This is a genomic window from Nocardia sp. NPDC056611 (assembly GCF_042792755.1).
In the GTDB taxonomy this organism is placed as follows: Bacteria; Actinomycetota; Actinomycetes; order Mycobacteriales; family Mycobacteriaceae; genus Nocardia.
Genome location: NZ_JBHTVV010000002.1, coordinates 410,686 through 432,696, shown reverse-complemented (window position 1 = coordinate 432,696; position 22,011 = coordinate 410,686). Strand labels below are relative to the sequence as shown.

The window sequence follows — 22,011 nt, the reverse complement described above, 5'->3', positions numbered from 1 at the left end:
CCGGCGCCGCAGAGCGTCCCCGCGGCGGCAGATACCCAGTGGTGCAAGCCATCCTCAGCGGCGCGTCGGCACGGCCGGGCGGGGATCCAGCCCCCAACAGGATCAGGGCGAGCGCCGCAGGGCGTCCCCGTGGCGGCAGATATCCAGTGGCGCAGGCCATCCTCAGCGGCGGGTCGGCACGGCCGAGTGGGGATCCAACCGCCGAGGATCAGGGCGAGCGTCTCAGGCCAGGTGGGCGGCGATGCGGGCGGCGGCCTTGCTGCCGCTGGCGGCGCAGGCCGGGACTCCGACGCCGTCGAGGTAGGCGCCCGCGAGGGCCAGGCCGGGGAGATCTGTTGTGGTGGAACGCAGGTCGAGGATGCGGGTGACGTGGCCGGGAGCGTACTGCGGGAGGCCGCCGGGCCAGCGTTGGACGACCGCGTGCAGGGGGCTGATGTCGGCGCCGGTGACGGTGGCGAGGTCCTCGACGGCGGCGGTGGTGAGGGCGGCGTCGGACCAGGACTGGGTGGAGTCGTCGCCGAAGCGGCCGAAGGAGGCGCGGACCAGGGCCACGTCACGGGTGGCGAGGTGGGGCCATTTGCGGCTGGAAAGAGTGAAGGCCTTGGCGCGCAAGGGTTCACCGGTGGCGACGAGGATGCCGGAGTTGTCCGGCAGGGCGGTGTCGGCGGGCAGGGTCAGGGCGACCACGGCCGAGGAGGCGAGTTCGATACCGGCGGCCAGGTCGGCGGCGTCGGGGGCCACCTCGCGCAGGAGGCGCGCGGTCACGGGGGCGGGTGTCGCGAGCACGACCGCGTTCACCTCGCCGATCGGGTCCAGCTGCCAGCCGGTCGCGGTGCGGGTGAGACGGGTTGCGGCGGTGCCGGTTTCGGACTTCACGTCGGCGGCGGCGCGCAGGGCGTCGAGCAGGACGCGGTAGCCGTCGCGGATGCCGCCGAACACCGGGGCCGTACTCGGGGGCGGGAGGGCCTCGGAGACGGCCCGGGTCAGGCTGGTCGCGCCCCGATCCAGGGCCGCGGCCAGGGTGGGCAGAGCGGCGCGCACGCCGATCGAATTCGCCAGGCCCGCATAGACTCCGCCGAGCAGCGGGTCGACGCTGCGGCGCACCACCTGCTCGCCGAAACGGTCACCGACCAGGTCCCCCACCGAGACATCCGCGCCCGGCTTCCAGCGCAGCGGCCGCGAGGGCTCCGCTTCGACCTGGGCCAGGGTGTCCGCATCCACCAGTCCCGCAAGCGATTCCGGTGTGGCGGGGATCCCCATCAGGGTGCGTTCGGGCAGGCGATGCCCGGTCCCCTCCGACCACACCAGGGGCCGCCTTCCCGCCGGGAACACGAGCTGATCCTCGATCCCCAATTCCCGCATCAATTCCGGGATCTCGGGCCGTCGTCCCACGAACGCCTCGGCCCCCAGATCCACCGGATCCCCGTCGATGTCGACGGTCCGGAGAATCCCCCCGACCCGGTCGCGCTCCTCGACGAGCACCAGCTCCGCCGACTCCCCCAGGGCCTGACGCAGCCGGTATGCGGCCACCAGCCCGCTGATCCCGCCACCGACCACCGCGACCCGCATCGATCACTCCTCGCCCGCTCGTCACCGCCGCGAACGCACCGCTCGCAGCGCGCGACCCGCACCTCGACGTCGAGCCGCTCCGACGCCAAACCTACTCCCGCCGCCCGGCCCGCCCCGCGTCGGTGCCGCGTCCGTGAGCCTGTTCCCGCGCCCTGGCGTACCCGTACGCGCCAACCCGGACCGGCCATCGTCGATCGCGCGGGAGTGTCCGAAGGATCATCCGCCCGACCGGCCCGCTGTGACCGTCCGAGCGCGACCGAGCGATCTCGCCCGGCGGATCTTCCACACCGCGCCGGCGACCGGCGACAGCGGCCGGACCGGTCGCCCGCACGCGCTCGTGGGTGCCGCGCCGACGTCGCCCGAGAGCAGCGCTCAGGCCCGCACCGCCGTCGTCAGAGCGGGGTGGGGAGGCTGTGGATCAGGGCGACGGTGTCGGTGATGACCGACGGGTCGGTGTTGGGGAGGACGCCGTGGCCCAGGTTGAAGATGTGACCCTTCGCACCGAGGGTGATCGCCTCGTCGGCCTCGCGGGCGATGCGGCGGACCTCCGCGTCGATGGCAGCCGGCCCGGAGAAGAGGACGGCCGGATCCAGGTTGCCCTGCAACGCTTTTCCGGGGCCGACCCGGCGGGCGGCCTCGTTCAGCGGGATCCGCCAGTCGACGCCGACGACATCCGCGCCCGCTTCGCCCATGGCGCCCAGCAGTTCTCCGGTGCCGACACCGAAGTGGATGCGCGGCACGCCGGCGGCGGCGATCTCGGTGAAGACCCGTTCCGAGTGCGGCATAACGTATTCGCGGTACTGGGCCAGCGACAGCGCGCCCGCCCACGAGTCGAACAGCTGCACCGCGTCCACGCCCGCGGCGATCTGCGCGCGCAGGAACTCGATGGTGATGTCGGTGAGCACGCCCAGCAGCTGGTGCCAGGTCTCGGGGTCGGCGAGCATCATCGCCTTGGTGCGCTCGTGGTTCTTGCTGGGACCGCCCTCGACCAGGTACGACGCCAAAGTGAACGGGGCACCGGCGAATCCGATGAGCGGGGTCTCGCCCAGGGCGTCGAGCAGCAGCTTCACGCCCGCGGTGACCGCGCCCACGTCCTCGGGGCGCAGCCGCGGCAGGGCGCGCACGTCGGCGACGGTGCGCACCGGGTCGGCCACGACCGGGCCGACACCGGCCACGATGTCGAGGTCGATGCCCGCGGCCTTGAGCGGAACCACGATGTCGGAGAACAGGATTGCCGCGTCGACCTGATGGCGGCGGACCGGCTGCATGGTGATCTCACACACCAGTTCCGGGTCGAAACACGATTCCAGCATGCCGATTCCGGCACGCACCTCCCGGTACTCGGGGAGGGACCGACCGGCCTGTCGCATGAACCACACCGGACGCCGATGCGGCACGCCACCGGTGGCGGCGGCGAGGAACGGGGCATCGGTCAGCTGGCGGCGGGCGTGAGTAGTCATCGCCGCCCATCGTAAAGGGGCGCGGCGGCGCGCCTCGCACTGCTGGGTGCCCGAGAGGTCTACGGTTGCGTTTCGTGACACCGCTCGACTTCCGCGACGGCGCTGCCCCGACCCCGGAGCCCGAAGAACCAGCCCGGTTCCGCGCCGCGGTCGAGGCCATGGGAACCGCGTCAGTGCATCCCCGCATCGAACTCGCACCGATCCGCCCGCCCCAGCGCCTGGCGCCGTACTCCTACGCCCTCGGCGCGGAAGTCACGCGACCCGACAGCAATGTGGTGCCCGTCGACTCCGACGGCGACGCGTTCGGCCGCCTGATCCTGCTGCACGACCCGGCCGGACAGGACGCCTGGCACGGCGTGTTCCGCTTGGTCGCGTACTGCCAGGCCGATATCGACTCCGCCCTCGCCGCCGACCCCCTGCTGCCCGAGGTGGCGTGGAGCTGGCTGGTCGACGCGCTCGACTCGCGCACCCCGTTCACCGCCCTGGGCGGCACGGTGACCGCCACCAGCTCGGTCCGCTACGGCGACATCGCCGGGCCGCCACGCGCCCACCAGCTCGAGGTACGGGCCTCCTGGACCGTCACCGACACCAACCTGCGCCCGCACGTGGAGGCGTTCTGCGAGGTGCTGGCCTACGCGGCCGGGCTGCCGCCCGCCGGGGTCACCCGGCTGGACGTGCGCCGGGGCGAGGGCACCGAGTAATTGCGGCCCGCGCCCACCGCTCGCCGAATTCCCGCCCGTCCGGGCGGGAAACCCCCTCTCGCCTGCGAGAACATCTGTACTGCAACGAAATCGCTAGCCGGTGAGTACGATTCCCCATGGCCCGACGCAGTGTCACGGCCGGTCGTTTCACCGACGTGACGCGGCTCGCCCTTGCCCAACCCGTAGAGTTCAAGACCATGTCCGTACCAGATGAACCCGAAGCCACTGCCGCGGTACCGTTGCTCGCGCCAGTGGACGGTGTACCGCCGGTACTGGACTCTGCCTCCGAAGTGGTCGCGGCCGCCCGCCGCCTCGCCGCCGGCACCGGCCCGCTCGCGGTCGACGCCGAGCGCGCCTCCGGCTTCCGCTACTCCAATCGCGCCTACCTGATCCAGCTGCGCCGCGAGGGCGCAGGCAGCTTCCTCATCGACCCCATCCCGGTCGACGGCGACCTGGCCCCGCTCGCGGACGCCATCAACGGCCTGGAATGGGTGCTGCACTCCGCCGACCAGGACCTGCCCGGGCTCGCCGAGCTGGGGCTGTACCCGGCCGAACTGTTCGACACCGAGCTGGGCGGACGCCTGGCCGGATACGAGCGGGTCGGGCTGGCCGCCATGGTCGAGAAGCTGCTGGGCCGCGAACTGAAGAAGGGCCACGGCGCGGCCGACTGGTCCACCCGCCCGCTGCCCGACGACTGGCTGAACTACGCCGCCCTCGACGTCGAATTACTGCTCGAACTGCGCGCCGCCGTCGCCGCCGACCTGTCCGACCAGGGCAAATCCGAGTGGGCCGCACAGGAATTCGAGCACGTCCGCACCGCCGAACCCTCCGGCCCCAAGGCCGACCGCTGGCGGCGCACCTCCGGCATCCACACCCTGCGCCGCACCCGCCAGCTCGCCATCGTCCGCGAACTATGGACGACCCGCGACCGCCTGGCGCGCCTGCGCGACGTGGCCCCGGCCCGCATCCTCCCCGACTCGGCCATCGTCTCGGCCGCCACCAGCGAGCCCAAGACCATCGCCGCCCTGCGCGCCCTGCCGATCTTCGGCGGCCCCCGCCAGCGCCGCTACTCCCGCGAATGGCTCGGCGCCGTCGAACGCGCCCGCGCCCTCCCCGACACCGAGCTCCCCCCGCTCACCCAGCCCTTCGACGGCCCGCCCCCGGTCAACCGCTGGGAACGCCGCGACCCGGCCGCCGCCGCCCGCCTGCAACGCGCCCGCGCCGCCATGACCGAACTCTCCACCGAGGTCGCGGTCCCCGTCGAAAACCTCCTCACCCCCGACCTGCTCCGCCGCATGTGCTGGGACGGCCTCCCCAAATCCGTCACCAACGGCGAGGCCCCGACCCTCATCGAGGACTTCCTCTCCGTCGGCGGCGCCCGGCCCTGGCAGCGCGCCCTGACCGTGCCGCGCCTCAGCGAAGCCCTCTACCCGAAGGCGTAGCGGCGGACGTCGCCGAGCCAGCCTCGCGGCCCCCTGCTCTGTGGCCCAAAGAAGTTGGGGCACATGGGTTTTCCGCTTCCTTCTCATCGCCCGGGGCGCGCGGGATAGATTCTGCCGACCCCCACACCCAGGGGATGCAGAAGGAGCTCACGGATGGCGAACAAGAACCGGGCGTTGCGACATATCGGCTGGGGCGCAACGACTTTGGTAATCGGCGCGACGGTCACCGCGCTGACCGCGCCCAGCGCCGCGGCGGACGTCGGTCCGGTGCAGGTGCTGGCTTGTCCGTCGGACCCGGCGGCGTCGACGCCGTGCGTGACGCCGGGGTCGTATGTCGTGGGACAGGCCTACACGATTTCTACGTCGTACGGGATCTCCTACGGATGGGACGGGGTGCAGACCAACACCTTCGTGGATGCCTTCGACAACGGAGCGTGCGTCGCGGGCACCACGGCGACCGACATCGACGGGATCCACAATTACACGCACATCACCTGGGTTCCGGCCACCCCGGGAGCGCACAAGATCCGCGTGGTTCAGGGCTCCGACTTCGCCGACACCACCGTCACTGTCGTCGCCGCGCCGCCGGGGTCGACCAGCGTCACGCCGCCCGCGCAGGCCCCTTGCCACGGGGACGGCACGATCTCCGGCAGCGCGGCGCTCCCCAAGATCGTCATCGGTCCCAGCTCGGGCAGCTCGCAGCTGTTCCCGACCGGTAGCGCCAGCCGCCGGTGATCCGTCCCTCGGCTCGGCAGGGAGCCGAGGGATCCGGCCGTCGCTCAGTCCAGGAAGTTGGGTGGGCGGCGGTCGCGGCGGGCGCGGACGGCCTCGTCGAAGTTCTCGGTGGTGAGACGGACGTAGAGCTGGGCCATGCCCTCGGTCTGCATGTGGGATTCGAAGCTGCCCGCCTCCAGACCGCTCCACAGCAGGCGCTTGGTGAGTTCGCCGCCGCTGCGGCTCCAGCGCAGGATCTGGTCGGCGGTGTCGTAGGCGGCCTCGAGGAGTTTGTCGCCGGGGACGACGCGAGAGACGATGCCGATGCGCTCGGCTTCGGCGGCGTCGACGTCGCGACCGGTCAACATGATCTCGAAGGCGCGGGTCGAGCCGATGGCGCGCGGGAGCGTGTAGCTGATGCCGAGTTCAGCGGCGGTGAGACCGTTGTTGATGCCCGCGGCGCGGAAGTACGCGTCCTCCGAGGCGATCCGGATATCGGTCCCCATGGCCAGGCAGAAGCCGCCGCCGATGGCCGCGCCGTTGATGGCGCTGATCACCGGCTGGTGCATGCGCTTGATCGTGAGCATCACATTGTCGAGCAGTTCCATCGAGCGGCGGCCGATGGTGGTGCGCGTCAAGCCCTCGACACCCGGCACCTTGCCCGCGTGCTGCAGATCCGCGCCCGAGCAGAAGCCGTGCCCGGCGCCGGTGAGCACGACCACGCGCACCTCGTTGTCGGCGGAGACCTCCTCGAGGGCCTCGCGCAGCGGCACCATGACATCGAACGCCATGGCGTTCATCCGCTCCGGCCGATTCAACGTGACCAGCGCGATCTGGGGACGCGGCTTCTCGACCAGCACAAACGACATCCGAACTCCTGACCAGAAAACTGTAACCTGTTACAGAATCTACGCGAGAAGTCCAGCTCCGCCTAGAAAAACGGAACCCGCGATCCGAGGATCGCGGGTCCGTGAGCTGCGAGCCGGTCACCCGGCGTCGGTCGGCCGGCTACTCGACGGCGGGCAACAGCGCTTCGGCGAGATCATCACCGGAGGCCGTCAGGTCGCCGGTCGACACCGCACCGAGCCAGCCGTGCACGCGCTGCGCCACCTCACCGGGCACCAAGCCCAGATCCTGGTGGATCTTGCCGCGCGCGGAATGGTCCAGGAAGAGCTGCGGCACACCGAGATCGCGGGCGGGCACGTCGACACCCGCGCTGCGCAGCCGCGCGGACACCGTCGAACCGATACCGCCGTGCAGACCCGAATCCTCCAGGGTGACCACGAGCCGGTGGTTCCCGGCCAGCTTCACCAGCGTGTCCGAGACCGGCAGCACCCAGCGCGGGTCGACCACCGTCACCGAAACACCCTCGGCCGCCAGCAGATCCGCGACCTCCAGGGCGAGCCCGGCGAACGCGCCGACCGCCACCAGCAGCACATCGGCGTGCACGTACGCGGCGTCGCCCGTGTCGGGCAGGCGCAGCACGTCGACATCCTCGAAACGTTCGACCGCCTCGATCTCCTCGACGGCAGCGCCCTTGGGGAAGCGGATCGCGGTGGGCCCGTCACTGATGTGCAGGGCCTCCCCCAGCTCCTCGCGCAGGCGCACCGCGTCACGCGGCGCCGCGACCCGGATGCCGGGCACGATGCCCAGCACCGACAGGTCCCACATGCCGTTGTGCGAGGCGCCGTCGTCACCGGTGATGCCGGCGCGGTCGAGCACCAGCGTCACCGGGAGCTTCAGCAGCGCCACATCCATGAGCAGCTGGTCGAAGGCGCGGTTGAGGAAGGTGGAGTAGATGGCCACCACCGGGTGCAGACCACCCAGGGCCATGCCGGCCGCGGAGGTCATGGCGTGCTGTTCGGCGATGCCGACGTCGAACATGCGGTCCGGGAAGCGGTTTCCGAACGGGGTCAAACCGGTCGGTCCGGGCATGGCGGCGGTGATCGCCACGATGTCGTCCCGCTGCTCGGCCTGCGCGATCAGCTCCGAGGAGAACACCGAGGTCCAGCTCGGCCCGGACGGGCCGCCCACCGGCACACCGGTCTCCGGATCGATCCGGTTGATGGCGTGCATCTGATCGGCCTCGTGATCCTCGGCCGGTTTGTACCCGCGACCCTTCTGCGTCACCGCGTGCACGATGACCGGACCGCCGAAGTCCTTGGCGCGACGCAGCGCCGCCTCCAGCTGGACCTGATCGTGCCCGTCGACCGGGCCCACGTACTTCACCCCGAGATCGCTGAACAGCTCCTGCGGGGCGACCGCGTCCTTGATGCCGGTCTTGATGGCGTGCAGCATCGAGTACGCCGAATCCCCCACGCGCGGAATGCTCTGCACGATCCGCTTGGTGGCGTCGAGCGCGTGCTCGTAGGCGGGCTGGGTGCGCAGGCCCGCGAGCCGCTCGGCCAGACCGCCGATGGTCGGCGCGTAGGAACGGCCGTTGTCGTTGACCACCACGATGACCGAGCGGTCCTGCCCGGCGGCGATATTGTTCAACGCCTCCCAGCACATGCCGCCGGTGAGCGCGCCGTCACCGACCACGGCGACCACGTGCCGCTTCTGCCGGGTCAGCGCGAACGCCTTGGCCAGCCCGTCCGCGTAGGACAGCGAGGCCGACGCGTGCGAGGACTCCACCCAGTCGTGGGCGCTCTCGGCGCGGCACGGATACCCCGACAGCCCGCCTTCCTTGCGCAGCGTGTCGAATCCGTCCTTGCGGCCGGTGAGGATCTTGTGCACGTAGGCCTGATGCCCGGTGTCGAAGATGATCGGGTCGGCAGGCGAGTCGAAAACCCGGTGCAGGGCGATGGTCAGCTCCACGACGCCGAGGTTCGGCCCGAGGTGCCCGCCGGTGACGGCGACCTTGCGCACCAGGAACTCGCGAATCTCCTCGGCCAGCTCCTGCAACTCCGGTACCGACAGCCGGCGCAGATCCTCGGGCATGTCGACCCGGGAAAGCACTCCCACGGCTATTGCTCCCTCCGGATGTCTCCTGTGTTTGCAACAGTCTACGGAGCCCTTTCCGGCCCCCGATGCCAGGAACGAAACACCACCTGCGACATCCGTGACAGATGTGAGGCTCAACACAGATTACGCCCGTTACGCTGGGCCTGTGCTCCCCTCCGGCGGCGTCGTGGCCAGCATCATCGAGGAAGTGTACGAGCTCTGTCGCGCCGACACATCGGGAACGCTCGCCGACTACATTCCCGAACTCGCCGCCGTGCAACCCGATTCGTTCGGCATCTGCCTGGCAACCGCGGACGGGCGTATCTACGGCAGCGGAGATCTCGACGCCGCCTTCACCATTCAATCGATCTCCAAGCCCTTCACCTACGCGCTCGCCCTCGCCGACCAGGGGCCGGCCGAAGTGGCTCGGCGCATCGACGTGGAGCCGACCGGCGAGCCGTTCAACGAGATCAGCCTCGACCCGCGGACACAGCGGCCGCGCAATCCGATGATCAACGCCGGGGCCATCGCGGCGGCCGGACTCGTCAAGGGGACCGACGCCGCCGACCGATTCACCCGAATCCGGCGCAGTTACAGCCGATTCGCCGGACGCGAACTCACCATGAACGAGGACGTGTACGCCTCCGAGGCGCGCACCGGATACCGCAATCGCGCCATCGGATACCTGCTGCGCGGGGCCGACATCATCGACGTCGAACCGGACGAGGCGGTCGACCGCTACTTCCGGCAGTGCTCGATCGACGTCACCTGCCGCGATCTGGCCGTCATGGCCGCCACCCTCGCCAACAACGGCGTCAACCCGCTCACCCGGGAACGCGCCCTGACCGGACCGCTCGTCCAACAGGTGCTCTCGGTCATGACCACCTGCGGCATGTACGACGCGGCCGGGGACTGGGTGACCACCGTCGGACTGCCCGCCAAAAGCGGTGTGGGCGGCGGCATCCTGGCGGTACTGCCGGGACAGATCGGAATCGCGGTGTACTCACCACGATTGGACGCGCACGGCAGCAGCGTGCGCGGAGTCAAGGCGTGCCGGGAACTGTCGACCCGGCTGGGACTGCACTTCCTGCACGTGACCCGGGCCGCGCACGCCGCCATCCGGACCGCCTACACCGTCGCCGACACGCCCTCCCGGCTGCGCCGCGACCCCGACGAACTGGCGGTGCTGCACGAATTCGGCGACCGCGCGCGCATCTTCGAACTGCACGGCGACCTGCTGTTCGCCGGAGCCGAATCCGCCGTGCGCGCCGTCGAGGACACCGCCGGTGAACTCGAGGCCCTGGTCCTGGATCTGAAGGAGGTCGGCGACGTCAGCCCGATCGCGGTCCGCATGATCGAGGACCTGCGCACCGAGCTGGCCACCGCCGGTTGCCCTGTGGGACTGGTCGATCCGGACGCAAAACTCGGACAGCTCGCCTCCAGCCTGGATCCCGCCGACGTGCACGGGCGGGTGTTCATCGATCGCGACGCCGCCACCGAATGGTGCGAACAACTCATGCTCGACAAGCATCGGCCCGCCGGGCAGCGACAGCCCGCCGCCCTCACCGTCGACCAGCATCCCGCGCTCGCCGACATGCCCGCCGACGAGCGGGAGCGGCTGGCAAAGGAATTCGAGACCCGCACCATCGCGCGCGGCGAACTCATCGTGCCGCGCGACAGCGAACGCTGCGGGCTGTTCCTGATCCTCGACGGACGGGTGCGGTTCACCTTCACCGACCGCGACCACCGCCGGCACCGGCTGATCACCCTCACCCCGGGCATGTCGTTCGGCGAGACCTCGATGCTGGCGGACATGCGCTACGCCAACGACGTGTACGCCGAGACCACCGTCCGGCTGGCCGTGCTGCCGCCCGCACGCTTCGACGAGCTCACCGACCAGGCCCCGGAGATCAAGCTCGCGCTCTTGGAACGGCTGGCGGCCGCCGCGTACGCCCAGGCCGACGCGGCCGTGCGCGCGGTCTCCGCACACGGCGGGGCCTGACCACGGACGCACTCCGCCGACCCCCGCCGGCTCGAGGGCTCGTGCGCCGACCGTGCGCGACACCCGGAACTGGCTCGACGATGCGACCGCCACTGCTCGCGGGACGGTGCGATCGCGAGTGCTCGCGCGGCCGATCATCGGGGCCGCACTGTCGGTGGGCCACCGCCGACGCGGCCCCCGGGTACGTCGGCGGGCGTACGCCCGATTACGCCACCGCGTGCAGGCGCGCCGCCGGGAACACGCCTACGCTGGCGGACAACGAAATTCCTTCCCTCCCACGAGGCGGATGTCATGACCGATTTCGATCCCGCGGTCTACGGACCGCCCACCGTGCGTGTCGGCACCGCGGAACGCGAGCAGGCGGCCGCCGCGCTGGGTGAGCATTTCGCGGCCGGCCGCCTCGACCTCGCCGAATACGACGACCGGGTGGGACGCGCCTACGCCGCGAAAACCGCGGGCGAGCTGGCTGTCCTGTTCGGCGACCTACCCCGGCCGCAACCTCCGGCACCGCGGGTCCAGGCCGCGCCGCCCGCTCCGCGCCGCGCGCTGCCGCTGGTGCCGGTCGGGGCGGGCGCGCTGGTGGTGCTCGCGCTGGTGTTCGCGATCGTCACCCACATCTTCCCGTTCTTCCTGTTCCCAGTGTTGTTCTTCGTGTTCGCGCGGGGCCGGCGCGGCTACGGCTATCACGGTCCGCGCTACCACCGCGGCTGACGGCTATGGTGGATCCGTGGGTGTATTCGGTGAACTGTTCCCCGGCAAGAAGCTCGAGGACGACGGCAGCGAGGACGGCGGCGGCCAGCTGCACCAGCCGCGCGTGAGCCTCGACCTGGACGCGGGAGTCATCCGCGTGTCCCCCGCGACCCCGCCCGCGCCCCCGGCCGACCCGGACACGCCCGCCGAGCACGCCTGATACCCAGCCGCTAGGGTGGGCCCCGACAGGCGACGAGCCGGGGACGAGGGGCGAAACACCGTGACGGACAACCATGATCAGTGGCGCAACCCCGACAGCCCGGCGGCACCCGCGCATTCCCCGCAGGACCCGAACCGCGCCTGGGGCGAGCAGCCGACCACGAATTACCCTGGGCACCAGCCGATAACGCCGGACCCGACCATGGTCCACCCGGGCTATGACCCGACGGCCGTCCACCCAGGACCAGCGCCCGTCCCGAATCACCCCGGCTATGAGCCGACCGCCGTGTACCCCGGCCAGAACCCGGTGACCAACCAGCCCGGATACGAGCCCACGGCAGTGCACCCCGGCCACACACCGGCCCCGAATCATCCTGGGTACGAACCGACTGCGGTCTACCCCGGCCAAACACCGATCCCGAACCAGCCTGGCTACGAGCCGACGGCGGTGCACCCCGGCAACACACCGGCCCCGAATCATCCTGGGTACGAACCGACTGCGGTCTACCCGGGGCAAGCGCCGATCCCGAACCAGCCCGGCTACGAACCGACCGCGGTCTACCCCGGCCACACACCGATCCCGAACCAGCCCGGCTATGAGCCGACGGCGGTATATACGGGGCAGCAGCCGATTCCGGGATACCCGGGACAGGATCCGGCGGCGGTCTACCCCGGTCAGCCCGTTCCCGGCTACCCGTCCGGTGCGTACCCGGGTCAGCAGTCGGCACCGAATTACTTTGGCCAGCAGCCCGTTCCGGGGTACGGACAGTCGCAGCCCACGCCGGGCGGCGGAGGCAATCGCACCTGGATCGTGCTGGCCGCCATCGTGGCCGTGATCGTGGTCGTCGGCGGCGGGATCGCGGCGTACGCGCTGACCCGGGACTCGTCGAGCTCCACCACCGCCGCGCCCGGTACCACCACCGGCCCGGCTCCGACCAGCCGCTCCGGAGGACCGTCGACCGGGCCGTCCAAGTCCGGTGCGCCCAAGCCGGGCGCGGGGACGGTGGCCGTTCCGGCCTACGGCGTCAGCTACGACGTGCCGAGCGGTTGGTCGGTCGGCGACCCGTCCGACACCGTGCCGCAGAGCGGGATCGACGGCACGTTCACCGGGCACGGCAAGGCCACCGAGGGCGGCGGCTACTGCCCCGGCTCGGCGTACCGGTCGCTCGCCTACGTCACCCGCGCCGACGGCAGCGATCCGGCCGCGGCCGCGCTCAAGGTCGCGAAGATCTCCGCCCAGGGCGGCTACATGGACAAGTCCGGCGGCGCCGCGGGCGCGCCCAGCGCGGTGACCACCAAGAGTGGCATCGCCGGCCAGCAGGTGGAGACCTCCGGCAGCTGGAAGCCCGAGCCGGCCGGCTGCACCACGACCACCTACTCGATCTACACCTTCGCCTTCACCGGCCCCAAGAACGCCCTGCTGGTGCTGGCCATCCTGGCCGACCGCGGCACCACCGGCGAGCTCGCCGCCGACCAGGCCAAGCAGATCATCGCCAGCGTCCGCACCTCCTGACCCCTACGCTGACGCCATGGCCACTATGGACGACGACGCCATCGCCGACGCCTTCCTCGTCGAGGTGCGGCCCTACTCGGTGCCGGTGATCCTCGAGGAGTACGACCGGCGGTGGCCCGCCCGGTACGAGGCCGAGGCGACGGCGATCCGGGAAGCGCTGGCCACGAGGGTCTTACGTCTCGAGCACACCGGTTCCACGTCCGTCCCGGGTCTGGCCGCCAAGCCCATCATCGACATGCTGCTGCTGGTCGCCGACACCGCCGACGAAACCGCCTACGTCCCGGCCCTCGAAGCCCTCGGTTTCACCCTGCGCGTGCGCGAACCGGCCTGGTTCGAGCACCGCTGCCTGGTCCGGCGGGTCGAGGACGGCGCACCCTACAGCGTCAACCTGCATGTCCTCTCCCCCGACCGCGCCGCCCCCGAAATCGAGCGCATCCTCGCCTTCCGCGACCGCCTGCGCACCCACGACGACGAGCGCGCCCACTATGAGCGCACCAAACGCGAACTCGCGCAATGCCGATGGAAGTACGTCCAGCACTATGCCAATGCCAAGAGCGACGTCATCGAGGAGATCATCGCGCGCGCCCTCGCCGCCCGCTGAATCACGATCCATAGACTGGGGCGATGCCCCTCGTCGAGGTGACCCACAAGGCGGAACTGCCCGAGACGATCCTGCGGGAGTTGGGTAAATGGCTGCCCCACCTGGTGTCGCAGGCGGTCGAGTGCCCCGAGGAGCCCTACGACGGGGATCTGCAGCCCGGGGACGTGGAGATTCGTTTCCGGCCGTTGGGCACGTTCGACCGGTCCGGACTGGACGTGGTCATCGAGATCCGGTCGAAGTACTTCGCGAGCCGCGCCGACAACCGGCAGGAGCGCTGTGACCGGCTGCTGGCCGATATCGAGAAGTTCGTCGACGCCACGATCGGCGTCTATCTGACACTGCCCGTCGCCGCGTGGGCCCAGAGCGAGTAGCCGCTCACCGGGACCGCTTCCATCAGTATTTCAATCACTGATTGAAATACTGATGGAACCGTGTTTCACTGCTTGGCATGGTCGAGAAGGTGTCCGCGGGAACGCGGGAACGGCTCATCGCCGCGGCGGAGCAACTGCTGCTGACCGAGCCGTACGACGAGGTCTCGGTGCGGGCGGTGTGCGCGGCGGCCGGGGCCAATCCGGCGGCCGTGCACTACCACTTCGGGTCCAAGGAGGCGCTGGTCGGCGCGCTCATCGAGGATCGGCTCGGGCCGTTGTGGGCCGAGGGACTCGCCGGAGCGCGGGGCGGGCGCGATTCGGTGCCCACGGTGGTGGACGCGATCCTCGCGCCGTTCGTCACGCTGGCGGCGGATCCGCTGGGGCGCTTGCACTTACGGCTGCTCGCCCGCTTCGTCCTGGGACGGCATCTGACCACCTGGCGAGGGCCGTGGTTCCAGATGGATTCCTGGGCGCCGCTGCTGCCCGAACTGTCCCGGGGCCAGGCCGCGCAGCGCTGGATGCTGGCCTTCGACCTCATCATCATGCGATTCGGCGCACCCGAGATCGAGGATCACGGCATGCCGGAATCGGCGCTCACGGCCCTACGCACCTTCGTGGTGGCCGGACTCACCGCATCGGGAGAACAACCATGAACGACATCTTCGCACCGGCGAAACTCGGCCCGATCACCCTGCGCAACAGGGTGATCAAGGCCGCCACCTTCGAGGGCCGCACCCCCGAGGCGCTGGTCACCCCCGAGCTCATCGACTTCCATCGCGAGGTCGCCGCGGGCGGGGTCGGCATGACCACGGTCGCCTACTGCGCGGTCGCGCCGGGCGGGCGCACCGACCGGCACCAGATCTGGATGCGGCCCGAAGCCGTTGCCGGACTGCGGGAGTTGACCGACGCCGTGCACGCCGAGGGCGCGGCCGCCAGCGCGCAGATCGGGCACGCCGGACCGGTCGCCAATGCCGCCTCCAACCGAGTGCCCGCGCTCGCGCCCAGCCCCCTGTTCAGCCCGCTGAGCATGAAGGCCATGAAGGTGCCCGGCGACGCCGAGATCCGCGAACTCATCACCGCGCACGCGCGGGCCGCGCTGCTCGCCGAAGAGGCCGGATTCGACGCCGTCGAAATCCATTTCGGCCACAACTATCTGGTCAGCTCGTTCCTGAGCCCGCTGCTCAACCGGCGCGGCGACCGCTGGGGCGGGCCGCTGGTCAACCGGGCCCGGCTGGCCCGCGAAATCGCCTGCGCCGTCCGCGAAGCCGTCGGCGACCGGCTCGCGGTGACCGCCAAACTCAATATGGAGGACGGCCGTCGCGGCGGGCTCACCATCCCCGAGAGCGTGCAGGTGGCCGCCTGGCTCGAAGCCGACGGCGCCCTCGACGCGCTCGAATTGACCGCGGGCAGTTCCCTGCTCAACCCGATGCTGCTGTTCCACGGCGACGCGCCGCGCAAGGAATTCGCCGAGGTCCTGCCCGGTCCGGCACGGCTCGGCTTCAAGGTGGTCGGGCGCGCCTTCCTCAAGGAGTACCCGTACCAGGAGGCGTACCTGCTGGAGCGGGCCCGCCAGTTCCGCCGGGAACTGTCCATGCCGCTGATCCTGCTGGGCGGCATCACCAATCTCGACACCATGAACCTGGCCCGCGCCGAGGGCTTCGAGTTCGTCGCCATGGGCCGGGCGCTGCTGCGCGAACCGGACCTGTTGCGGCGCATCCAATCCGAGGCGGGCACCCAGTCCGCCTGCGTGCACTGCAACAAGTGCATGCCCACGATCTACACCTCCACCCGCTGCGTGTTCCGGCCGGAGCGGACCATCATCGATTTCGACGGAAGGCAACGAGCATGAGCGGGGCAAGCCCGGAGGCGGCGGCGGAGCGTAACCACGGAGGGCTCCGCTCAGGCTCGAATGGACACGGCATGAGCGGACGGCTCGACGGGCGGGTCGCCCTGATCAGCGGCGGCGCATCGGGAATGGGCGCGTCGCACGCGCGCGCGTTCGTGGCCGAGGGCGCCTCGGTGCTCATCGGCGACATCTCCGACGAGGCGGGGACGAAGCTGGCCGCCGAACTCGGCGACGCGGCGGCGTTCATCCACCTCGACGTGACCAGCGCCGCGGACTGGCGGGCCGCGGTGGACGCGGCCGTCGAACGGTTCGGCAAGCTGGACGTGCTGATCAACAATGCCGGCATCCTCGACTTCGGACCGCTCGGCGAATACACCGAAGAACAGTGGCAGCGCGCACTTTCCATCAATCTGACCGGCCCGTTCCTGGGCTTGACCGCCGCCCGTGACGCCTTGGTGGCGGCGCGGCCCGCGTCGGTGGTGAACATCTCCTCGGCCGCCGGGATCCAGGGCGTGCCGGGCGCGCACGCCTACACCGCATCCAAGTTCGGGGTGCGCGGGCTGACCAAGTCCGCGGCGATCGAGCTCGCCCCGCACGGGGTTCGAGTGAATTCCGTGCACCCGGGCGGAATCCTGACCCCGATGATCGGGGTCCCCGAGGGCACCACCGCCGATCGCGCGGCCAACCCCCTGGCCCGCCTGGGCACCCCCCAGGAAGTCACCGACGTGGTCGTCTTCCTGGCCAGCCAAGAATCCAGCTACTGCAACGCCGCCGAATTCGTCGTAGACGGCGGCATGACAGCCGGCCGCCCCGTCTGATCCGCCGAGTGGCACATGCTGGAGGCGGAATCGGATATATCCCCTCCGGGATGTGCCACTCGGTGAATTGTCACTGCTTGTAGGTGGCCAGGAAGCGGCCGATGCGCTCGATGATGGCTTCGAGTTCGTCGGCGTGGGGCAGCGTCACGATTCGGAAGTGGTCGGGGCGCGGCCAGTTGAAGCCGGTGCCCTGGACGATGTGGATCTTCTCGCGCAGCAGCAGGTCCAGGACGAACTGCTCGTCGTCGTGGATCTTGTACATGTCGAGATCGATGCGCGGGAAGGCGTACAGGGCGCCCTTGGGCTTCACGCACGAGATGCCCGGGATGGCGTTGAGCGCCTCCCACGCGCGGTCGCGCTGCTCGCGCAGGCGGCCGCCGGGCAGGGTCAGGTCGTAGATGCTCTGGTGGCCGCCGAGCGCGGCCTGGATCGCCTGCTGCGCGGGCACATTCGCGCACAGACGCAGACCGGACAGCATGGTCAGGCCCTCGAGATAGTTCTCGGCGTGCTCGACCGGGCCGGAGACCACCAGCCAGCCGCCGCGGAAACCGGCCGCGCGATAGGACTTCGAGAGCCCGGAGAAGGTCAGGCACAGCACATCCGGGGCCAGGGCCGCGGTCGCGGTGTGGGTGAGGTCGTCGTAGAGGATCTTGTCGTAGATCTCGTCGGAGAAGACCACCAGGTTGTGGCGGCGCGCGATCTCCAGCATCTGCCGCACCACCTCCGGCGAGTACACCGCGCCGGTGGGGTTGTTCGGGTTGATGATCACCAGGGCGCGGGTGCGGTCGGTGATCTTGGCTTCGATATCGGCCAGATCCGGCATCCAGTCGGCCTGCTCGTCACAGATGTAGTGCACCGGACGGCCGCCGTTGAGCGCGGTGGCGGCGGTCCAGAGCGGGAAATCCGGTGCGGGAACAAGGACTTCGTCGCCGTTCTCCAGCAGCGCGGTCATGGCCATCATGATCAGTTCGGAGACGCCGTTGCCGAGGAAGACCTGCTCGACGTCGATCTCGCTCAGACCCAGGGTCTGGTAGTACTGCACCACCGCGCGGCGCGCCGAGAGCAGGCCCTTGGACGAGGAGTAGCCGCTGGACTGCGGCAGGTTGCGGACCATGTCCTGGAGCAGTTCGGCGGGCGCTTCGAAGCCGAAGGGCAGCGGGTTACCGGTATTGAGCTTCACGACGTGATGCCCCTCGGCTTCCAGCCGTGCGGCATGCTCGGCGACCGGTCCACGGATCTCGTAGGACACGCCCGACAGCTTGCTCGACTGCTTCACCTGCATGAACGACCTCTTCTCGGTGTGGTTGCCGCACACTCTACTTGGAATTTCCAAGTTTGCACTTGGTATTTCCAAGTTGTTGGTTACAGTGGGATCGTGCCACGCCGAAGCTACGACCACTACTGCACCGTGAGCCGCGCCCTCGACATCGTCGGCGACCGGTGGAATCTGCTGGTGGTCCGCGAACTCTGTTCGGGCCCGCGCCGCTACAGCGACCTGTTCGCCGACCTGCCCGGCATCAGCACCGACGTGCTGGCCGCCCGGCTCAAGGACCTCGAGCGTGACGGGATTCTCACCAAACGCCGCATCGGGCCCAGGGCGGGTACCGCGCTCTACGAACTCACCGACTCCGGCGCGGCGCTGCGGCCGGTCCTCGACACCCTCTCGGCCTGGGGCACCGCCCAGCTCGGCGAGCAGCGCGCCACCGACGCCGTCCGCGCCCACTGGTTCGCGCTCCCCCTCGGGCGGGCCGTCGCCGAACTCGTCCCCGCGGGCACGGTCACGGTCCGTATCGGCGACACCGCCTTCCACTACGTGATCACCGAGACCGGCCTCACCCACCACGACGGACCGGCCGACACCCCCGACCTGGACCTGCGGCTCGACCTCGCCGCGGCGAGCGAGATCGCCACGGGCGCACGCTCACTCGCCGACACCCTCGCCGAGGCCACGGGCACCGGACATCCGGCCGCCTGAGGCGGACCGTCCGCGCGGCACGGGCGACGGGTCACCCGGCGTCGGTAGCATCGGCTGGGTTGCGCCCGCATCGACCGAGGAGGACCGCGTGACCAGCGATAACGTCGGCACCATCACGATGATCGGATCCGGGAGCGCCAGTGCGACACCGGACATCATGCGGGTAGCCATCTCCGTGGACACCCGCGCCGACACCGTGGCCGCGGCCTACGCGCGCGCCGGGGAACGGGCCGACGCGGTGATCCAGTCGCTACGCGGGGACGGAGTACAGGGACGCGACATCTCCACCAGCGGGCTCACCGTGCGGGCGGAAACCGTATGGACCGATGGCAATCGGGAGAAGCTGGTCGGCTATACGGCGGGGACGTCGCTGACCGTGACACTGCGTGACATCGCCGGGCCCGACGGGGAAGCCGAGTCCGGCAAGGATGGTGGGCCCGCCGCGATCATCGCCCACGCCGTCGCCGCCGGAGGTGACGATGTGCGGTTGGGCGGGCTGACGCTGACCGTGGCCGATGAGGAATCGCTGATGGTCCGCGCTCGCGACGAGGCCTGGGATCACGCGGTCAGCAAGGCCGAACAGTACGTATCGCGGGCGGGCCGCGCACTCGGGCCGGTCGTCGAGATCACCGAGAACATCTCGGGCCCGACCCCGGCCCCGCGCATCGCCTTCGCCGCCGCCGCGAAAGCCGGAGGGGCCCCGGCCATGCCGGTGGAGCTCGGCGAGAGCGAGCTGTCCACCAGCATTCGGGTCACCTGGCAGCTCGCCTAGCCGGGAGTCCCGGCTACCCCACCGCCACCCTGCCCCCGGCAAGACCGTGTGGACCGCATTCCGGGTCCACCTCGCCTTCGGCTCCAACTCGCAGCTGCGGGCCCTGGCCGTTCACTTCGGCCCAATCCGCGTGCGTGGCCGGCCCACAGCTCAGGATCGACCCCGTTGCCGAGTCAGTGCTGGACTTGGGCCAGCAGGGCGGTGAAATGGACGACGGTCAGCTGGACGCGGAATCTGGTGGCGTCGGCCCTGGTTCGGTGCGGGAACGGGTCCTCGTCGGTCAGGCCGCGCAGGTCGCGCAGCAGGCGGGTGCCCTCGGCGATGGTGAGCCGTCCGGTGTCGACGAGGTGGCGGACATTGCGGGTGCCGTCGAGGTCGCCGGTGCCCGTGGCGTAGGCGGTCACCTGGAGCAGGGCCGAACGCAGGCGCTTCTCACACGCCGGAAATCGGCCGCGCCCATAGTGTTTGACGGCGGCGCGCAGATGGTCGAGGGCGGTCTGCTGGCCGCGCACCTCCAACTCGGTCTCCAGCAGGGTGACCCGGTCGGCGAGCCGCACCGGCAGCTCGCCGGTGGGTTTGAGGCGGCAGCGCACGGTTCCGTCGGGGCCCTCCCCCGTCACCCGGTCGATCTTCATGCGATACCCGTCGGCCAGCAGCGCCCGGCGCAGCTCCGGCATCCACGCCGGAAGACTCTTGCGCTGCAAAGACTCCCCCCGCAGAAAGCGCGACACCGTCACCTCGACCAGATCCAGCAGCGCCCGATCCGCCTCCGCGTTCCCGCCCTGCGCCGCGACCCGCGCCCCGTACACCGGACTCACCAGCCGCCCCCAGTAGCTGTCGGCGTTCACCCACATCGGGACCCCGTACTCCGGCCGCTTGAGATCCACCCCCAGCAGCAGCGCCTCGAGCGAGTGGAACTTCGACTGATCCCCGTAGATCAGTTCCAGGACCGACGCCAGCGTCGGATCCGACAACGTACTCATGGGCAACATCTTGGCGCAGCCCCCGACGCCGCCGCCCGCCAACCCACCTGCGCCACAACAAGATCAGGGAGCGGTCGACGCGGGGAATCGGAGGGAATCCCGCGATGACAGCTCCCTGATCCCGGAGGTCAGCGTTCGAAGGCGGCGATGCACTCGACGTGATGAGTGCCGGGGAACGCGTCGAAGACCCGCAGGGCCACGGGGCGGTACCCGGCGGAGCGGTAGAGGCCCACGTCGCGGGCGAAAGAGGCCGGGTCGCAACCGATATGGATGACGCGGCGCGGAGAATGCCCGCTCAGGGCGTTGATCACGTCCTTGCCCGCGCCCGCGCGCGGCGGGTCCAGGACCACGACATCCGGTGCGGCGCCGGACTGTTCGTGAATCCAGCGCTCGACCCGCTCCGCGGTCAGATCCACCCACGGCATATCCCGCAGCGCCGCCCGGCCTTCGCTGACCGCGGTGCGGGCGAACTCCACACCGTGCACGACACCGGTGTCGCCGACCTGCCCGGCCAGTCGCGCCGCGAACACGCCCACACCGCAGTACAAATCCCACACCAGCGCGCCCGGCGCGGCATCGGCCCACTCGGCCACCACATCCGAATAGCACTGCGCCGCACCGTAATGCGGCTGCCAGAACCCGGTCGCCGACAGCTCCCACCGGCGCTCGGCGACATACTGCACCGCCCGCCCGGTGCCATCCACCACCCGCTCGGTCCGGGCGCTGTGCGCCGCCGCCCGCCGCGCGGCGGTACTGCGCCGATCCCCGCCACGACCGGAGCCGCCCGCGGAACCCCCGGCGCGACCGCCCCGCTCACGCCGCTCCCGCTGCCCACTGCGTTCGTCCCCGGCGGGCGCGATCTCGACCAGATGCCGCATCCCGTCCCCGTCGACGGCCACCACAAGATCGGCCCCGGGCGTCCACTCGCGTTCGGCGATCCCCTCCATGGCCCCCGCCATCGGCTGTGGGCACCCCAGATCCGTGATCACCTCGGTGCTCCGATACCGGTGCACCCCGGCCCGCCCGTCAGCGTCCACCACCAGCCGCACCCGGCTGCGCCAGCCACCGGCATACGCGTCCGCCGACGGCGGCCCGACCAGCCGCACGCCGTGTCCGGGCCCGGCGTCGTGCGTCGCGGAACTGCCGATGAGGGCGCTCGCGACATGCGTGGCCACTCCCCCGATCCGGCCCGGCGCGACACCCGTGTCCGGGCGGCCCCCGGCGCGCGATTCGGATACCGGTCCTGACTGAGCCTTTTCGGGCACGGCAGGCTCGGAGGCACCCGCGGTCGGCTGCGATTCGGGGCTCGAGCCCGCCAGCAGGGTCGCGCCGAGACTCGTGGTCACGCCACGGGTCCGTCCGGAACTGCCCGGCAGGGCGATCAGTCCGGTG

Annotated in this window: 21 protein-coding genes; 14 read left to right on the top strand and 7 right to left on the bottom strand. The window is 70.6% G+C overall.

Annotated features, from left to right (window positions below; translation table 11 throughout):
* Positions 1–222: 222 nt before the first annotated feature.
* Both ACFRAQ_RS10495 and hemE read right to left on the bottom strand, forming a co-directional pair.
* Positions 223–1,569, bottom strand: a complete 1,347-nt coding sequence (locus ACFRAQ_RS10495) for a protoporphyrinogen oxidase (protein WP_379097083.1) — start codon at positions 1,567–1,569, stop codon at positions 223–225.
* A 392-nt stretch (positions 1,570–1,961) separates the two neighbouring features.
* Positions 1,962–3,029, bottom strand: coding sequence for a uroporphyrinogen decarboxylase (hemE, locus tag ACFRAQ_RS10490; RefSeq protein WP_379097080.1), 1,068 nt, complete (start codon positions 3,027–3,029; stop codon positions 1,962–1,964).
* A 74-nt stretch (positions 3,030–3,103) separates the two neighbouring features.
* Here hemE and ACFRAQ_RS10485 point away from each other — a divergent pair, with 74 nt between their 5' ends.
* The 3 genes from ACFRAQ_RS10485 (at position 3,104) to ACFRAQ_RS10475 (ending at position 5,907) form a co-directional block, all read left to right on the top strand.
* Positions 3,104–3,730 (top strand): DUF3000 domain-containing protein, encoded by a 627-nt coding sequence (locus ACFRAQ_RS10485; protein ID WP_357093771.1) that lies wholly within the window; start codon positions 3,104–3,106, stop codon positions 3,728–3,730.
* Between the two features lie 197 nt (positions 3,731–3,927).
* Positions 3,928–5,172 carry an HRDC domain-containing protein gene (locus tag ACFRAQ_RS10480; RefSeq protein WP_379097077.1) on the top strand — a complete coding sequence of 415 codons (1,245 nt, stop codon included), beginning with the start codon at positions 3,928–3,930 and terminating at the stop codon, positions 5,170–5,172.
* Between the two features lie 153 nt (positions 5,173–5,325).
* On the top strand, positions 5,326–5,907 hold the full coding sequence (locus ACFRAQ_RS10475) for a hypothetical protein (protein ID WP_379097074.1): 582 nt from the start codon (positions 5,326–5,328) through the stop codon (positions 5,905–5,907).
* A 44-nt stretch (positions 5,908–5,951) separates the two neighbouring features.
* Here the strand turns inward: ACFRAQ_RS10475 and ACFRAQ_RS10470 are convergent, their stop codons facing one another.
* Complete coding sequence (locus tag ACFRAQ_RS10470; protein WP_357093762.1) at positions 5,952–6,755, bottom strand: enoyl-CoA hydratase; 804 nt, start codon at positions 6,753–6,755, stop codon at positions 5,952–5,954.
* A gap of 139 nt (positions 6,756–6,894) precedes the next feature.
* Entirely contained in the window at positions 6,895–8,850 is a 1,956-nt protein-coding gene (gene dxs / locus ACFRAQ_RS10465) for a 1-deoxy-D-xylulose-5-phosphate synthase (protein WP_379097070.1), read from the bottom strand.
* A 145-nt stretch (positions 8,851–8,995) separates the two neighbouring features.
* On the opposite strand from dxs, the gene glsA reads away from it, so the two are divergent.
* The 9 genes from glsA (at position 8,996) to ACFRAQ_RS10420 (ending at position 16,889) form a co-directional block, all read left to right on the top strand.
* The gene (gene glsA / locus ACFRAQ_RS10460; RefSeq protein WP_379097067.1) at positions 8,996–10,831 is read left to right on the top strand and encodes a glutaminase A; all 1,836 of its coding nucleotides are present in this window, start codon (positions 8,996–8,998) and stop codon (positions 10,829–10,831) included.
* A gap of 291 nt (positions 10,832–11,122) precedes the next feature.
* Positions 11,123–11,542 (top strand): DUF1707 domain-containing protein, encoded by a 420-nt coding sequence (locus ACFRAQ_RS10455; protein ID WP_379097065.1) that lies wholly within the window; start codon positions 11,123–11,125, stop codon positions 11,540–11,542.
* Positions 11,543–11,558: 16 nt separating this feature from the next.
* A complete protein-coding gene (locus tag ACFRAQ_RS10450) occupies positions 11,559–11,741 on the top strand; it encodes a hypothetical protein (RefSeq protein ID WP_379097062.1) in 183 nt (60 codons plus the stop codon).
* 60 nt (positions 11,742–11,801) lie between these two features.
* A complete protein-coding gene (locus ACFRAQ_RS10445) occupies positions 11,802–13,253 on the top strand; it encodes a hypothetical protein (protein WP_379097059.1) in 1,452 nt (483 codons plus the stop codon).
* A gap of 16 nt (positions 13,254–13,269) precedes the next feature.
* Entirely contained in the window at positions 13,270–13,854 is a 585-nt protein-coding gene (locus tag ACFRAQ_RS10440) for a GrpB family protein (RefSeq protein ID WP_379097056.1), read from the top strand.
* 23 nt (positions 13,855–13,877) lie between these two features.
* Entirely contained in the window at positions 13,878–14,225 is a 348-nt protein-coding gene (locus tag ACFRAQ_RS10435) for a hypothetical protein (protein WP_379097053.1), read from the top strand.
* 77 nt (positions 14,226–14,302) lie between these two features.
* Positions 14,303–14,878, top strand: a complete 576-nt coding sequence (locus tag ACFRAQ_RS10430; RefSeq protein WP_357283118.1) for a TetR/AcrR family transcriptional regulator — start codon at positions 14,303–14,305, stop codon at positions 14,876–14,878.
* Positions 14,875–16,074: an NADH:flavin oxidoreductase gene (locus ACFRAQ_RS10425; RefSeq protein ID WP_379097049.1), complete on the top strand. Its 1,200-nt coding sequence runs from the start codon at positions 14,875–14,877 to the stop codon at positions 16,072–16,074. Before ACFRAQ_RS10430 ends, ACFRAQ_RS10425 begins: the two co-directional genes overlap by 4 nt.
* Before the next feature lie 71 nt (positions 16,075–16,145).
* The gene (locus ACFRAQ_RS10420; protein ID WP_379097046.1) at positions 16,146–16,889 is read left to right on the top strand and encodes a glucose 1-dehydrogenase; all 744 of its coding nucleotides are present in this window, start codon (positions 16,146–16,148) and stop codon (positions 16,887–16,889) included.
* 70 nt (positions 16,890–16,959) lie between these two features.
* On the opposite strand, the gene ACFRAQ_RS10415 is transcribed toward ACFRAQ_RS10420, so the two are convergent.
* Positions 16,960–18,243: a pyridoxal phosphate-dependent aminotransferase gene (locus tag ACFRAQ_RS10415; RefSeq protein ID WP_379100203.1), complete on the bottom strand. Its 1,284-nt coding sequence runs from the start codon at positions 18,241–18,243 to the stop codon at positions 16,960–16,962.
* Between the two features lie 21 nt (positions 18,244–18,264).
* Here ACFRAQ_RS10415 and ACFRAQ_RS10410 point away from each other — a divergent pair, with 21 nt between their 5' ends.
* Positions 18,265–18,864: a winged helix-turn-helix transcriptional regulator gene (locus ACFRAQ_RS10410; protein WP_379097043.1), complete on the top strand. Its 600-nt coding sequence runs from the start codon at positions 18,265–18,267 to the stop codon at positions 18,862–18,864.
* An 88-nt stretch (positions 18,865–18,952) separates the two neighbouring features.
* Positions 18,953–19,636 (top strand): SIMPL domain-containing protein, encoded by a 684-nt coding sequence (locus tag ACFRAQ_RS10405; protein WP_379097040.1) that lies wholly within the window; start codon positions 18,953–18,955, stop codon positions 19,634–19,636.
* A 173-nt stretch (positions 19,637–19,809) separates the two neighbouring features.
* On the opposite strand, the gene ACFRAQ_RS10400 is transcribed toward ACFRAQ_RS10405, so the two are convergent.
* The gene (locus tag ACFRAQ_RS10400; protein ID WP_379097037.1) at positions 19,810–20,619 is read right to left on the bottom strand and encodes a hypothetical protein; all 810 of its coding nucleotides are present in this window, start codon (positions 20,617–20,619) and stop codon (positions 19,810–19,812) included.
* 128 nt (positions 20,620–20,747) lie between these two features.
* A complete protein-coding gene (locus tag ACFRAQ_RS10395; protein ID WP_379100201.1) occupies positions 20,748–21,884 on the bottom strand; it encodes a class I SAM-dependent RNA methyltransferase in 1,137 nt (378 codons plus the stop codon).
* Positions 21,885–22,011 lie beyond the last annotated feature (127 nt).